Source organism: Methanobrevibacter ruminantium M1, assembly GCF_000024185.1.
Lineage (GTDB): Archaea > Methanobacteriota > Methanobacteria > Methanobacteriales > Methanobacteriaceae > Methanobrevibacter > Methanobrevibacter ruminantium.
Map to the genome: position 1 here is coordinate 1,869,974 of NC_013790.1, position 13,709 is coordinate 1,883,682.

At 34.4% G+C, this 13,709-nt stretch carries 11 protein-coding genes and 1 tRNA gene; 2 read left to right on the forward strand and 10 right to left on the reverse strand.

Annotated features, from left to right (window positions below; all coding sequences use genetic code 11):
• Positions 1 to 86 precede the first annotated feature (86 nt).
• The 3 genes from gatE to MRU_RS07130 all read right to left on the reverse strand — a co-directional run bounded on the left by gatE (position 87) and on the right by MRU_RS07130 (position 3,914).
• Positions 87 to 1,964: a Glu-tRNA(Gln) amidotransferase subunit GatE gene (gatE, locus tag MRU_RS07120; protein ID WP_227717063.1), complete on the reverse strand. Its 1,878-nt coding sequence runs from the start codon at positions 1,962 to 1,964 to the stop codon at positions 87 to 89.
• A gap of 90 nt (positions 1,965 to 2,054) precedes the next feature.
• The gene (gene gatD, locus MRU_RS07125) at positions 2,055 to 3,362 is read right to left on the reverse strand and encodes a Glu-tRNA(Gln) amidotransferase subunit GatD (protein ID WP_012956226.1); all 1,308 of its coding nucleotides are present in this window, start codon (positions 3,360 to 3,362) and stop codon (positions 2,055 to 2,057) included.
• A gap of 479 nt (positions 3,363 to 3,841) precedes the next feature.
• Positions 3,842 to 3,914: transfer RNA gene (locus MRU_RS07130), tRNA-Ala, on the reverse strand.
• 201 nt (positions 3,915 to 4,115) lie between these two features.
• Between MRU_RS07130 and MRU_RS07135 the strand changes: the two genes are divergently transcribed.
• Positions 4,116 to 4,955, forward strand: coding sequence for a hypothetical protein (locus MRU_RS07135; protein ID WP_012956227.1), 840 nt, complete (start codon positions 4,116 to 4,118; stop codon positions 4,953 to 4,955).
• Between the two features lie 683 nt (positions 4,956 to 5,638).
• Here MRU_RS07135 and MRU_RS07140 read toward each other — a convergent pair.
• The 7 genes from MRU_RS07140 to MRU_RS07170 form a co-directional block, all read right to left on the reverse strand.
• A complete protein-coding gene (locus tag MRU_RS07140) occupies positions 5,639 to 6,067 on the reverse strand; it encodes a very short patch repair endonuclease (RefSeq protein WP_012956228.1) in 429 nt (142 codons plus the stop codon).
• A gap of 68 nt (positions 6,068 to 6,135) precedes the next feature.
• On the reverse strand, positions 6,136 to 6,897 hold the full coding sequence (nadE, locus tag MRU_RS07145; protein WP_338036739.1) for an NAD(+) synthase: 762 nt from the start codon (positions 6,895 to 6,897) through the stop codon (positions 6,136 to 6,138).
• A gap of 289 nt (positions 6,898 to 7,186) precedes the next feature.
• A complete protein-coding gene (locus tag MRU_RS07150; protein WP_012956230.1) occupies positions 7,187 to 8,680 on the reverse strand; it encodes a 2-oxoacid:acceptor oxidoreductase family protein in 1,494 nt (497 codons plus the stop codon).
• A 12-nt stretch (positions 8,681 to 8,692) separates the two neighbouring features.
• Entirely contained in the window at positions 8,693 to 9,859 is a 1,167-nt protein-coding gene (locus MRU_RS07155) for a 3-methyl-2-oxobutanoate dehydrogenase subunit VorB (RefSeq protein ID WP_012956231.1), read from the reverse strand.
• The gene (locus MRU_RS07160) at positions 9,859 to 10,113 is read right to left on the reverse strand and encodes a 4Fe-4S dicluster domain-containing protein (RefSeq protein WP_012956232.1); all 255 of its coding nucleotides are present in this window, start codon (positions 10,111 to 10,113) and stop codon (positions 9,859 to 9,861) included. The genes MRU_RS07155 and MRU_RS07160 overlap by 1 nt, the downstream gene beginning before the upstream one ends.
• A 130-nt stretch (positions 10,114 to 10,243) precedes the next feature.
• Positions 10,244 to 11,908, reverse strand: a complete 1,665-nt coding sequence (locus tag MRU_RS07165) for an AMP-binding protein (RefSeq protein ID WP_012956233.1) — start codon at positions 11,906 to 11,908, stop codon at positions 10,244 to 10,246.
• Between the two features lie 146 nt (positions 11,909 to 12,054).
• Positions 12,055 to 12,606 (reverse strand): helix-turn-helix domain-containing protein, encoded by a 552-nt coding sequence (locus tag MRU_RS07170; RefSeq protein WP_048812466.1) that lies wholly within the window; start codon positions 12,604 to 12,606, stop codon positions 12,055 to 12,057.
• A gap of 577 nt (positions 12,607 to 13,183) precedes the next feature.
• Here MRU_RS07170 and MRU_RS07175 point away from each other — a divergent pair.
• Positions 13,184 to 13,552 (forward strand): hypothetical protein, encoded by a 369-nt coding sequence (locus MRU_RS07175; RefSeq protein ID WP_012956235.1) that lies wholly within the window; start codon positions 13,184 to 13,186, stop codon positions 13,550 to 13,552.
• Positions 13,553 to 13,709: the final 157 nt, after the last annotated feature.

The following is a 13,709-nucleotide window of genomic DNA, read 5'->3' on the forward strand; positions in this document are numbered from 1 at the left end:
TAATAGTAAAAATACCTAATAATAGTAAAAATACCTAATAATAGTAAAATAGTTAAAAAGAGTTATTATATATAATAACTATTCTTTTAACCATTTAAAATATTCTGAATCTCTTCTCTAACTATCTTATTAACCAAACTACCATCTGCTTTTCCTTTTAGCTGTTTCATGCTCATGCCCATTAAAGGACCCATAGCACCCATATTACGCTCTTTAATCATGGATTCATTATTTTGAGCTATCTCATGAATTATCGCTCTAACCTCTTCCTCACTTAAAAGGGTAAGGTTAGCATCTTCAGCTATCTTTTCAACATTTTCATCTGGATTTTTACAGACTTCCACAAGCAGGTCCTTTAAAGCATCTTTAGAAATTTTATTTGCCTCTAAAAGGGAGAACACTTCTACAAGTTTGTCTTCAGTCAATACATCAACATTATATCTTTCCCTCTTTAAATCCCTAAGGTCTGATACAAGGACTGAAGCAACAGTGGTTGGATCCACTTTAACCCTAGCCAATAATGACTCAAAAGTGTCTCCTAAAAGTCTTCTGACTATTTGGCTAGCTAAATCTTCACTGAGCTTATACTCTGCTTTTATTCTTTCTTTTTTAGCATCTGGAAGCTCTGGAAGGTTGTTTTTAATTGGCTCAACCATATCATCAGTAATCTGGAACAATGGAATGTCTGTTTCAAGATACATCCTGTTTGCAGTTGGAAGCGGCCTCATATATTCTGTGTTTCCATCATCCAATGCCTTTCTTGTCTCCTCTACAACGCCGTCAAATGCCATCTCTGCCCTTCTGATTACCTCATTTAAGGCATTTATAGCGATATCCTCATCGTGGGCTACAATGATGATTGCATCTTGAGGGCCGATTTTAAGGAACTCTTTCATAGCATCCACTTCATCTGCCTTGATTCCATAAGCAGGCAATTCATCTGTATGGAAAAGACCTGAAACACCCATCTTTTTAGCATAGCTAGAGAGCTCTGTTCCGAATCTCCTTCCAGGCTGGACCTCTTTTCCAATGAGGCCGTCAAAGCCTCTAAGAATTATACCTTTTATGCAGTTGGCCTTTGACAATATCTTAGATGAGGTGTCCTTAAAGACCTCATCAAGGTCGTAGATTGTATCATCAACGCTAGCATTCCTTGCAATAAGCTCATCCTTAATGTCTGCAAGTGCCAATTGCCTTTGAACCTCTCTTTCAACAATCTCAGGCATAAGGTCCAAGTCCTGAACACCCTTGATTTCAACCCTTGCACCTCTTGTGATACTGATGTTAACATCCTGTCTGATAGTTCCAAGGCCTCTTTTAACATTTGTGCTTCTTAAGACCTGTCCGATCATATATGCAACTTCCTTAATCTGTTCCGGATGGTGCATGGAAGGGTCTGTAGTGATTTCTGCAAGTGGAATTCCCAATCTGTCAAGCCTAAATTGGGTAAACTCATCATCTGAGTCGATTCTTCTTGCTGCATCCTCTTCAAGGCCTAATGACTCTATAGCCACTCTGCCGTATGGAGTGTCAAGGTATCCGTCAGTTGCTGCAAGACCTGTTCTTTGGAATCCTCCAGTGTTACTGCCGTCAATAACCTGCTTTCTCATCGTATGGAACTCATCCACCATTTTCATATTTAAAAGTGAAGCGATTGTGATACATATGTCAAGAGCTTCCCTGTTTAATGCATGTGGAGGCTCATCATCCATCTCAACAAGACAGGTGTGATTGTTAAATGATTCGTACTTAAATGTCATGTGTCTTAGAGACTCTTGAAGAGCAGCTCTGTCGATTTGGCCTAATTCACTTTGGGTAGGCCTTAGGTTTCTGATGATACCGTCATCAAATTCATCATCGGTAAGTTCGGTAGAACATGGACAGAAAAGCTTGTGTTTTGTATTCAATTGCTGGTGAATCTCTAAACCCATCATAAGTCCAAGCTCTTCCCAATTTCTTTCTATTTTAGGAGCTTTAGATTTTTTAGATGACTTATTATCTCCTTTACTTTTATTTCCTTTTTTTAGATTTATTTTTAGCCATACTTATTCCCCCTAGTTCAAGAAATACTTAAGTGAAGAACTTTCATTCAATTCTCCAGCAATATTGGTTTGAATAATCTTTTTAACTTCATCTAAACTATCGCTTTGACCAAGAGCCCAAGCCAATTTAACATAAGCGCATTCTGGAGTCATATCCACACCGGAAATAACACCAGCATCCTGCAATAGTCTTCCTGTACTGTAAACGTTCATATTGATTGTACCATATAGACATTGTGAGGTCATTACAACAGGAATGCCTTCGTCATTTGCCCTTTGCAATGAATCAACCATATAATCTGGAACATGTCCAAGTCCTGTTCCTTCAATGAGCAATCCTTTGTATCCCTTATCGATATGATAGTCAATTATATCAGAGCTTATCCCAGGGAAAGACTTGATAAGTGCAACCTTGCTTTCAATGTCTGTATTCAATTCCAATTCATTTTCCCCACGTTTGACATATGGGAGATTGACTGATTTTACCTTTCCATCCCTTAAAAGAGCTATTGGTTCACTATCAATGCTTCTGAAGGTGTCTCTTCTGCTTGTGTGCATCTTCCTTACCTTTGTACCCTTATGAAGTGCGCAGTCTCCGTCATCCAATGAGTTATGCATAAGCACTGTAACCTCTGCAATGTCTGATAATGCAGCGCCACATGAGTTGTAGATGTTGAGGAATGCATCTGTTGAAGGTCTGTCTGAACTTCTTTGAGCACCTGTAACAACTATAGGAACAGGAGTCTTGATCATAAAGCTCAATGCAGCTGAAGTGTAATGCATAGTGTCTGTTCCATGTGCAATTACAATTCCGTCAGCCCCACTGCTTATATCGTCAGCAATTGATTCTGCTGCCTTAACCCAGTATTCAGGCTTCATGTTTTCAGATAATATGTTGTATAATGCCTTCACATCATAGTTTGCAAGGTCTAAAAGCTCAGGGTTTGCTCTAAGAAGGTCCTCTGCTGTGAATTTAGGGTGTACCGCACCTGTCTTATAGTCAATGATTGAAGAGACTGTACCTCCAGTGGAGATGATTGATATGTTCTGTTTGTTTGGGTCTTTTTCAATTGTATCTCCTTCAAATCCTATTTTAGGTTGGTCTCCCTTTTCAATAAGTTCAATAGTTGCAGATTCAATGTTTACTCCAACATTGTAACCGCTATCAAGTTTAATTACAATATAAGCGTCCTTTGCGTCTTCGGATCTGTCAAGCAATATTCCTTCATAGGAAATATCTTCCTTTGTCACCTTGATAACATCACCAATGGTAACATTTGCCTTATCCAAAAACTCTTTAGAAATTTCTTTATAAGTCATTTAATTCCTCATCTTTTTGTTTTATAAGTTTATTAAAATTATAATTCTTATTCGTTGATTGTAAAAATCAATATGAATTGTTATAATAAAAATAGATTTGTAATCATTTAAAAATCCATATTATATTTAATTATATTGATTAAAGTATATAATAGTTAGTTTGAAAAAACGAATTAAAAATAAAATTACTAAAAATAATTAATTCAAAAAAAGATTCAAAAAAGAATTAAAGAAATAGCAATAAAAAAAAAAAAATTCCTAAAAATAATTAATTCAAAAAAAGATTCAAAAAAGAATTAAAGAAATAGCAATAAAAAAAAAAAAAAAAAAATTACACGAAAAAGACTAAAAAAGTAAAAAATTCACAAAAAATCTAGTTAAATAAAAATTCATAAAAAAAAGTCTAATAAAAAAAGAATGGCATAATTGAGCAATTATGTGAATTAATCACAAAATTGCTTTTATTTAAATTTTTTAAGTGGACTGACCGGGATTTGAACCCGGGGCCTCCGCCATGCCAAGGCGACGATCTCCCATCTGAGCTACCAGCCCAAAAAATTTAAATCAACATATATAATATTTAACTTTATACTATAAAACTATTTGCTTTCTAAAAATTATGATTTAATACTTATAGATAAAAACTATTTAAATATCACTAATGAAGACTTTGAATCTTAAGTGACTTAAGAAAATATATAAAAAGTTACAAATAACATATCTATTAATAATAAGCCAATATTAAGTGAAACCATGGAATTAACTAGCTACTTAAGTCAAATAATCATTTCAGTGATAATATTTATCATCCTATGCCTCCTAGCAAATCAAGTGAAAAAAATAATAGAAAAGCATTACGGAATACATTTAAATCCTAATGATTTTCTTCCTATTGAAGAGATTAAATCATTAATGCAGCTTTATTTTTTGCTCATAATACTGCTTATTTACATATGCATCATGAACTTCTTTTTTAACAATTTTGGAATAAGCGGGGAATTGATCTTTATCAATTCATTAATAGACATTATCTTATCAGTATTTCTAGTGACAATATATTATGACGGCTCTACAAGAGGCAAGATAATTAGCATATTCCTTTTGCCTATTGTATCCATATCCTATATCCTCTTTGGAGGATCATTAATTAGATATTGGGATTTCATCCGCATCCCTATACTGCTCTATCTGGTTGTGATTTTCTATAACAAGTTTATAGATTATACAGAAAGAAATAACCTTGGAAAAACAATTCTAATCCTATTAAGCATTATCTATACAGGAATTCTCTTAACAATAGTCTTAGAAAAACAAAATCCTATAGATGCAGTGGCAATGGTTACAAATGCAATTACAAGCAATGGATATGCCGCTTTAGGAGACAGCGAAGGAGGAGTCTTGACTAGCGTATTCCTAGCTTGGGGAGGATATATTATTTCAGGAGTCGCTACAGCCACATTAGCTGCAGATATCATTCATAGAAACTCTAGAAAGAAATTTAGGAATATGGAAACTAAGATAGACAATCTTGAGAATAAGATTGATAATCTGGAACGGATAATTGTTGAATCTCAAAAGGAGAATGAAGAATAAAAACAAGTCCGAAAAAGCGAAGTTAAAATAAAATCTTTAAAAATAGTTAAAATAATAAAAAAAGCAAAATTACAAAAAGAATTAAAGAATTAAGTTTTTAAAAAACTTAATTAAAAAAACAAATTAAAACAACAGTTACATCTATTGTCTAATGAAAATGTACAATTGTACATGAAAGTATCATTATATATAGCTTATATATAATCGAGGATTATGTCTCCCTCGTTTAGGACAATTAACATTCCTAAAAATACTAAAAAACTAAAAAATACAGTCATAAACATTTAGCGACTCCATTTTTAAAGTTCTATAATATGATAGAACCAATTATTAACATGACTTTTTTTATAAAAAAATCATATCTTATCTAATATTATAAATGAACTAGTATATAAATACATACTATTTAAATCCCCTAATCGTTCGTATTTTCTCGATTAAACTACGAACAATCTTTTATTTTTATAAAAAAATCATGACAAATCATTATAAACAATTATAAATTATTACAAATCATTATGAATCATTACAAATAGTTATAAATCATTATAAATTATTACAAACTAGGGCAAATTAGACAAATAGTAATATCCATAGTCCTCCAAGAAAAATAAAAAGAAAAATTAATAAAAATAATAATAAAAATAAAAAATAAAAATAAAAAAAGTACTTAAATAAATGGATCAGTCCTCATCCTCAGAGATTATCTGATTGTAGAGCTCAAAAAGAGTCTTTTCACGCTTATCCTTTTTCAGATTGCATTCCCAAACTGTAATCACATTCCACCCCATATCTTCAAGCTCCTTCTTATTGCGCTTATCACGATCCCTGTTTCCATAAAGCTTCTTTTCCCAGTACTCAACATTTGACTTTGGAATCTTAGCATGCTTGCATCCCTCATGGAGATGCCAGAAGCAGCCATGAACAAAGACAACAGTATTGTATTTAGGCAGAACAACATCTGGACTGCCAGGATATCGCTTGTCATTCTTTCTAAAGCGAAGCCCTTTAGAGAACAGGTAGCTTCTAACAAGGATCTCAGGCTTGGTGTCCTTGCCTCTAATCCTTGACATGATATAACTCCTCTTCTCTTTGCTAAACTTGTCTGCCATAAAAATCACTTTAATGGGAATACATAATGACTTATTTTCAATTAATCAAAAACAGTTTTTATCTTGAATCACTTATATTCAAAGCTTGGCATAAGCTCCAACTTGAACTTATTCAAATCATGGAGGTAATCGATTCTTTCTTTTGTAGTTTTGTCCTCAATTTCGCCAGTTCGTATATACTTATCCAACACATCATAAGTAAATCCAAGCTTCTCTTCATCAGATTGGTCAGAGAGTCCATCAATCGGTACCTTATCCACTATCTCACTCGGTAAATTAAGGCTTCTTCCAATTTCCTTAACTTCACTTACTGTCAGGTTTGAAAGTGGGCTGAAGTCACCGGCACCATCCCCATATCTTGTGGCATATCCCACCCAATCTTCTGAAAGATTGCAGTTGTTTGCCACCCTTCCGTTGTTAGACTGGCTTATGGCATATAAGGTGGACATTCTAATCCTTGGAGGAAGGTTGATTCTTGTCTGTTCGGATATTTCAATGCCAGATTTGGTCATTTGACTTAATACACCATCTACAGCATCCCTTATATTTATTATGTAATGCTTTATGTCTAAATGACTTACAAGAAGCTTTGCATAGTCAATGTCTGATTGCACTCCATTAGGCATAAGGACTCCGATAACCCTGTCCTTTCCAAGTGCCTCTGTGCATAAGGCTGCCACCACTGCACTGTCCTTTCCTCCGGATATTCCTATAATTGCATTGCAGCCCTTGCCGTTTTCTTCAAAAAAAGCTTGAATCCATTTAATGCATTGGTTTTTAGCATCCTCTGCATCAAAATTGTTATTTTCAGTGATATTATCTCCTCTTATACATTATTAAAATGTGAATTTTGATTAATGCCTCTAGATAATATTTTCAATTTTTTATATAATAAAGGTTTTTAAAAAATATCCGTTAAAAAAAAGTGGTTAAAAAAAGTGGTTAAAAAAAGTGGTTAAAAAAAGTGGTTAAAAAAAGTGGTTAAAAAAAGTGGTTAAAAAAAGTGGTTAAAAAAATAAAAAAAATAAAATTATAAAAAGAGAATAAAGAATTCTTTAAAATTAAAATAATAAAAAGAAAATTGAATAAATCTTTAAAAATAGTGAAAAGTGAGAGAAATTAATTAATGTTTTCTCTCAACCATTTAGCCCCTGCATCCAATACCTTTAGATTTATATCAATAAGCTTTGGCTTAGCTGCAAAGGTTTCCTTAATACCTTCGGCAAAGGCATCTTGAGATAGTATAGGGCTGTCCTTTCCAAGCTCCATAAGAGCACCTAAAATGGCAGTGTTCATAGCCTTGGCATTGCCTATTTCAGTTGCTATCTCTCTTGCTGGAATGGAAATAATCTTTACGTTATCCTTAACATCAAGATTGTCATTTGTGTAGTTTCCTGCTCTTGAATCATAAAGAATGGTTCCGCCCTCTTTTACATCGATTGAATACTTTTCAAGGGATGGCTTGTTCATTGCAATTAGAACGTCACATTCCTCTACAACAGGAGATCCGATAGTCTTTGCTGAGATTGTTACAGAACAGTTGGAAGTTCCTCCCCTTTGCTCCGGACCGTAGCTTGGATACCAAGACACTTCTTTTCCCTCACTGCATGCAGCTTGAGCAAGGGTAAGACCTGTGCTTAAGACTCCTTGGCCTCCGAAACCGACTATCTTTACCTTGCAGTCTTCAAAGTCATCTTCAACTTCAGCGATTTCTTTTGTTCTGTCTACGCCAAATGCCTTATCCAATGATTCAATAGAGAAGTCACTCACATTCCTTTCAACAGGAGCCCTTTCCTTAGATAGGTCTCTGAATCTCTTTACTGGAAACTCTTTACCCATCTCATTGATTAGGAAGTCTTCAACTCCTTTTACATCCCTTCTTATATTGGTTGGGCATGGAGACAATACTTCAACAAATGAGTATCCTTTTCCTTCCTTTTGAATCATAAGGGCTTTTTTAATAGCTATCTTTGCCTTTCTAATAAGCTTAGGGTTTGCAAGAGACACCCTTTCAATAAATACAGGTGCCTTAAGATTGTCTACAAGCTCACACATATGTAATGGATATCCTGCATAATGAGGGTCCCTTCCGTTTTGGCAAGTCACTGTTCTCTCTCCCACAAGTGTGGTAGGTGCCATTTGGCCCCCTGTCATTCCGTAAACTGTATTGTTTACAAAGAAAACAGCAATCTTTTCTCCACGGTTAGCTGCCTGCAATGTTTCATTAAGACCGATGGATGCTAAGTCTCCATCTCCCTGATAGCTCATTACAATTGCATTGTCTTCAGCTCTAGATATGCCTGTAGCAACTGCTGGAGCTCTACCGTGAGCAGTCTGCACATTTCCGCAGTTGAAATAGTAGTATCCGAATACTGAACATCCTACAGGAGAAATCATGACGCATCTATCTTGTATATTGAGCTCATCCATGACTTCTGCAATTAGCTTGTGTAAAATACCGTGACCGCATCCTGCGCAGTAGTGGGTATTGTAAATGTCATTTCCCTTTCTTGGGAAGGAATCATATAAGGATTCTGGCTTTTTAATAACTCTTTCTTCTACTTGGCTAGATTTTGCCTTTTCTACGTTTTTATCTACCTTAATATCAGTCATCTTAAAGCCTCCCTAATCTACCATCCTGTGATTGTGATAGTTGTCATTATCCAATTCTTCCTTATAGTCCTTATCTGAGAGGTAGGATTTGTCAAATTCCTTGTCTTCACTGTCAACCTTATGGCGTTCATCGCTTCCTACCATTTGGTATATTTCATTTAGAATGTCCTTAAGCTCTATAACGTTTCCGCCCATTCTGTTTACCAAATGGACCTCGTCGTAATTTGCAGCTGCCTTAATATCTTCTCTTAATTGACCGTTACTCATTTCAACAGAGATGAATTGGACACCTTCATCTGCTAATTCCTTGATTCTTTTTTCTGGGAATGGGAATAATGTGATTGGTCTAAGTAATCCCAACTTAATTCCCTTTTCTCTTGCAATGTCAACAGCAGTTCTGGATAATCTGCTGCTTGTACCATAGGAAACGATTACATATTCTGCATCATCAAGCATATACTCTTCATAGACAACTTCATTCTCTCTGATTTTTTCATACTTTTCCTGAATTTGGAAATTAAAGTCCTCTAGTTGATTGAAGTCTAAAAAGATTGAAGTTACAAGGTTATTCATGGTTTCCTTGCTTCCCCTTACAGACCAGGAATTGTCAATTACAGGTTCAACAGCTTCCTCTGGGAATTTCAATGGCTCTGCCATCTGTCCAAGAACAGCGTCAGCAAGGACAACTACAGGGTTTCTGTATTTGTTTGAAAGCTCAAATGCCTTCATTGTCAAGTCACACATTTCCTGTACGCTGTTTGGTGCAAGGACAATGTTTTTGTAGTTTCCATGGCCTCCACCTTTGACTATCTGGTTGTAGTCCCCTTGTTCAGGGCCGATGTTTCCAAGACCAGGACCTGCTCTCATAACGTCAACGATAACTGCAGGAAGCTCAGCACCAGCTAAATAGGTGAATCCTTCTTGCATAAGGCTTATTCCAGGACCTGATGAAGCGCTCATTACCCTGTGACCTGTGGAAGCTCCGCCATATATCATATTGACAGATGCCTCTTCACTTTCAGCCTGGACGAATTTTCTTCCAAGCATTGGAAAGTATTTGGAAGCCTCGTGGAGGATTTCGCTTGCAGGGGTGATCGGATAACCGAAGAAGCAATCACAGCCAGCATACAATGCACCGATGATTACAGCAGTGTTTCCTTTAACTATTTGATTAGACATTAGGCATCACCTGCTGATTTTCTTAATCTTTTAGGAATATGAACTTCAATGGCTAATGGTTCCGGGCAGGTGTAATAACAGTCCCCGCAACCGATACAGCCTTCTCCTGTATATTCTGCATATTGATATCCGCTATCATTAATCTCTTCACTTAACTTAAGGCAGCCTTCCTTACATGCAGTTATGCATCTTAAGCATGCCTTACAGTTGTTTTTGCTAATGATAGGGTATGGTTTGATTTGATTTACTTTCATTTACACACTATCCATAAAATTGATTTCCTTATTTTTATAATTCATTTAAGGTTTTAATGATTAATTAGCCTTAATAAAATTGATTTCCTAATTTTTATAATTCATTTAAGGTTTTAATGATTAATTAGCCTTAATAAATTGATTTCCTAGTTCTGATTATTTTTCTTTGAATTTTACCGCTTATGGTTTTAGGAAGCTCTTCGACAAATTCTACCATTCTTGGATATTTATAAGGAGCGGTCTCATGCTTTACATGATCTTGGATTTCTTTTTTAAGCTCTTCACTTGGCTTGTATCCTTTTGCAAGAACGATTGTTGCCTTAACAATCTGGCCTCTTAATTCATCATCAACACCGGTTATGGCGCATTCCAAGACTGAAGGGCGGGAAATTACTGCATTTTCCACTTCATATGGTCCGATACGATAACCTGAAGACTTGATAATGTCATCATTTCTACCAACAAAGGTGTAATATCCGTCTTCATCCACATATGCAGTGTCTCCACAGTGGTAATATCCATTGTACCAAGCTTCATCGGTCTTTTCTTGGTTTCTATAATACTCCTTAAACAGACCTACAGGTCTTCCTCCAGATACATCAAATGATATTTCTCCTTCAGAACCAATATCCACAGGATTTCCTTCCTCATCTAAAAGGCCTATCTTGAATGCCGGTGAAGGCTTGCCTACACAACCTGTTTTGGATTCCATCCAAATGAAGGTTGCAAGGGAGAGAGTGGTCTCTGTCTGACCGAATCCTTCCTTGATTTCAAGGCCAGTGAACTCTTTAAATCTTTTAAATACCTCTGGAGGCAATGGCTCTCCAGCGGTAGTTGCATATTGAATGTCTGAAAAGTCAAATTGGGACAAGTCCTCCTTAATGAGGAACCTATAGATTGTCGGAGGTGCACAGAAGGTATTTACCTTGTTTTCAATGATCTTTTCCATTAAATCCAAACCATTGAACCTTACATAGTCATAGATAAATATTGCAGCGCCTGCAATCCATTGTCCATAAAGGTTACCCCAAACAGCCTTTCCCCAACCTGTATCGGCAGAGGTATGGTGGACACCGTCTTCAACGACATTATGCCAGTATTTTGCAGTTATGAGGTGTCCGATTGCATAGGTATGAGCATGTGCAACCATTTTAGGGTTTCCAGTGGTTCCGCTTGAGAAATAGATAAGGAATGTCTCATCCTCATGGGTTGCCTCATCTCCAGTTGGCCTTTCAAACTCCTCGCTCATTTTAGCGATTTCATTATCAAAATTAAACCAGCCATCCCTAAAGCTATTCACTAAGACTTTCTTAAGCTCTATGTCCAATTCTTTTTCGCACTGCTCAAAATCAGGAAGCAATTGGTCCTCTTCAACTGTAACCACCATCTTTATGCTTGCGCTTTCAACACGGTAGACTATATCATGAAGCTTTACCATATGAGTAGTTGGGATAGCTATAGCACCTATCTTATGAAGTGCAACCATACAGATCCAGAATTCATATCTGTTTTTAAGTGTAAGAAGCACTGCATCTCCCTTATTGATTCCTTGAGACTTAAAGAAGTTTGCAGTCTGATTGGATAATTTCTTCATATCTAAAAAGGTAAAAACCCTTTTTTCATAATCGTCACACCAGATTAATGCTTTTTTATCCGGATCTATTCTTGCATACTCATCCACTACATCAAAACCAAAGTTGAAGTCCTTTGGTACATTAAATTCAAAATTATCGTAAAAATCCTTATAGGATTTAAAATCAACTCTGTTTACAAAGTTTCCTATTAAAGATGTCATTTTATCACTCTTTTAAAAATTAAACGCCATACTCCCCTTGAGCATAGCTTAAAACAATTCATAATCTATTAAAATAAATTTGAGTTTATTAATCTTTTTAATTATAACTAAAATTTGCATCAATATCCGATTAATAAATAAACCAATTACATAATAACAGCTAAAAATTTAGCGGTTTCATCATTTAAAGCAACCATAGCATGTTCACAAGTTGCATCGAAGAAAATAGAATCTCCTTCGTTTAAAATAATTTCATTGTCCTTAATGAAAATCTTCACAGTTCCTTCAAGGATATAGTTGAATTCCTGTCCGGCATGTGAATTTAAGGAAGGCATAGCATCTTCTTTAGGATCAACAGTTACAATAAACATTTCAGCTTTTTTATGAACGAATTTCTTGCATAAGTTTTCATACTTATATTCTTTCCTTCTGTCAACAGCAAAACCCTTATCTGCTCTTGTTACATCAAAATAAGTCATGCGAGTTTCTTCACCAGTAAGAATCAAAGCTAAATCAACTTTAAAAATATGTGCAATTTGGTATAAGAAACTAGCTGGAATGTCAATAATACCGTCCTCATAGGAAATATAAGTTTCTTCATCTACATCAAGTTCATTAGCCATATCTTCTGTTGTAATATCGGATAATTCTCTTAATTCTCTAATTCTCATACCGATATCTTTGTTTACGTCACTCATTTCAATCACATTTTGATATATTTTAATTATTTTCGTTTTTCAAATTTTTTTATTTTTTCAAACCGTTATATATTAGGAATATTAAGAATATTAAAAAAAAAATTAAAAATATTAAGAAATATTGATATTTTATTAATATTAAATATTGTAATACTATAACATTAATTAAATATGTAATTAAACTAATATAAAGATTATGGTAAAAAGCATTGCCAATCAAAGAAAAAAATAAAAATAATGTCCAAAATTGTCCAATGAAGAATATAAATAACAAAAGTTTTAATTTGAATAAAAATAAAAAGTTAAATTAGTTAATAAAAAATTAAACATAAGATTTGACTTAAAAATGAAAAAAATAAAAACTTATAAAAAAGTTTATATTATATGAAACAATAATATTATTTAAAAATGAAATTCATGGAATATTTTTAATCAGAGAAACATTAAATAAACTACTGATTTTAGCTGATAAATTCAAAATAATTGAAATTTTTATTATCTATGAAATTTTATTAGCTAATGAAATTATGATTAAACTAAAGATTATTACTAGAAAAAACCATTTGGAGGGAAATAGATGGTAAATAGAGAAGACTGTGTTATCTTTAAACAGGAATACGGTAATGAATTATTAGTAAACCAACAATATGTTAAAATCAGAGCTAAGGAAGAAGGATTCATGTCTTTTAACCTTAGAGTCCCTAAAGAAGATATGGAAGGTATTGAAAACTTCTTTAAAGGGTTTAAAATCCCAGAACCAATTCTTATAGACATTGCATGTACAGGCAATATTCATTGTTACTTTAAAGGAATTTCACCAATCATAAATAAGCCGGAGTATTCCTTTATTTCCGTTAGCGTTCAGGAATTGAAAAAGGAAATTGTTGAAGAGGAACAAGAGATTGGCATCCCTGCACATGAATGTGTTGGCTGTGGGCTTCACTAATTCAAGCTTTTTGAGACCTTCGCCCAAGCTTTTTTGAGCCTTCGGCTCAAAAAACCTTGACCAAAAATTTTATTTTTTTTTAATGTTTTAACTCCCTAATAAAATCTTATTTTGCTCAATAATTTATGAAAACTATTCTTAAATTATTTAAATCTTT

What these genes read in the sequence shown, in the direction of transcription:
- gatD (WP_012956226.1), bottom strand. Translation starts at nt 3,362, where the DNA reads ATGACTTATAAAGAAATTTCTAAAGAGTTTTTGGATAAGGCAAATGTT.
- MRU_RS07135 (WP_012956227.1), top strand. Translation starts at nt 4,116, where the DNA reads ATGGAATTAACTAGCTACTTAAGTCAAATAATCATTTCAGTGATAATA.
- MRU_RS07140 (WP_012956228.1), bottom strand. Translation starts at nt 6,067, where the DNA reads ATGGCAGACAAGTTTAGCAAAGAGAAGAGGAGTTATATCATGTCAAGG.
- MRU_RS07150 (WP_012956230.1), bottom strand. Translation starts at nt 8,680, where the DNA reads ATGACTGATATTAAGGTAGATAAAAACGTAGAAAAGGCAAAATCTAGC.
- MRU_RS07155 (WP_012956231.1), bottom strand. Translation starts at nt 9,859, where the DNA reads ATGTCTAATCAAATAGTTAAAGGAAACACTGCTGTAATCATCGGTGCA.
- MRU_RS07160 (WP_012956232.1), bottom strand. Translation starts at nt 10,113, where the DNA reads ATGAAAGTAAATCAAATCAAACCATACCCTATCATTAGCAAAAACAAC.
- MRU_RS07165 (WP_012956233.1), bottom strand. Translation starts at nt 11,908, where the DNA reads ATGACATCTTTAATAGGAAACTTTGTAAACAGAGTTGATTTTAAATCC.
- MRU_RS07170 (WP_048812466.1), bottom strand. Translation starts at nt 12,606, where the DNA reads ATGAGTGACGTAAACAAAGATATCGGTATGAGAATTAGAGAATTAAGA.
- MRU_RS07175 (WP_012956235.1), top strand. Translation starts at nt 13,184, where the DNA reads ATGGTAAATAGAGAAGACTGTGTTATCTTTAAACAGGAATACGGTAAT.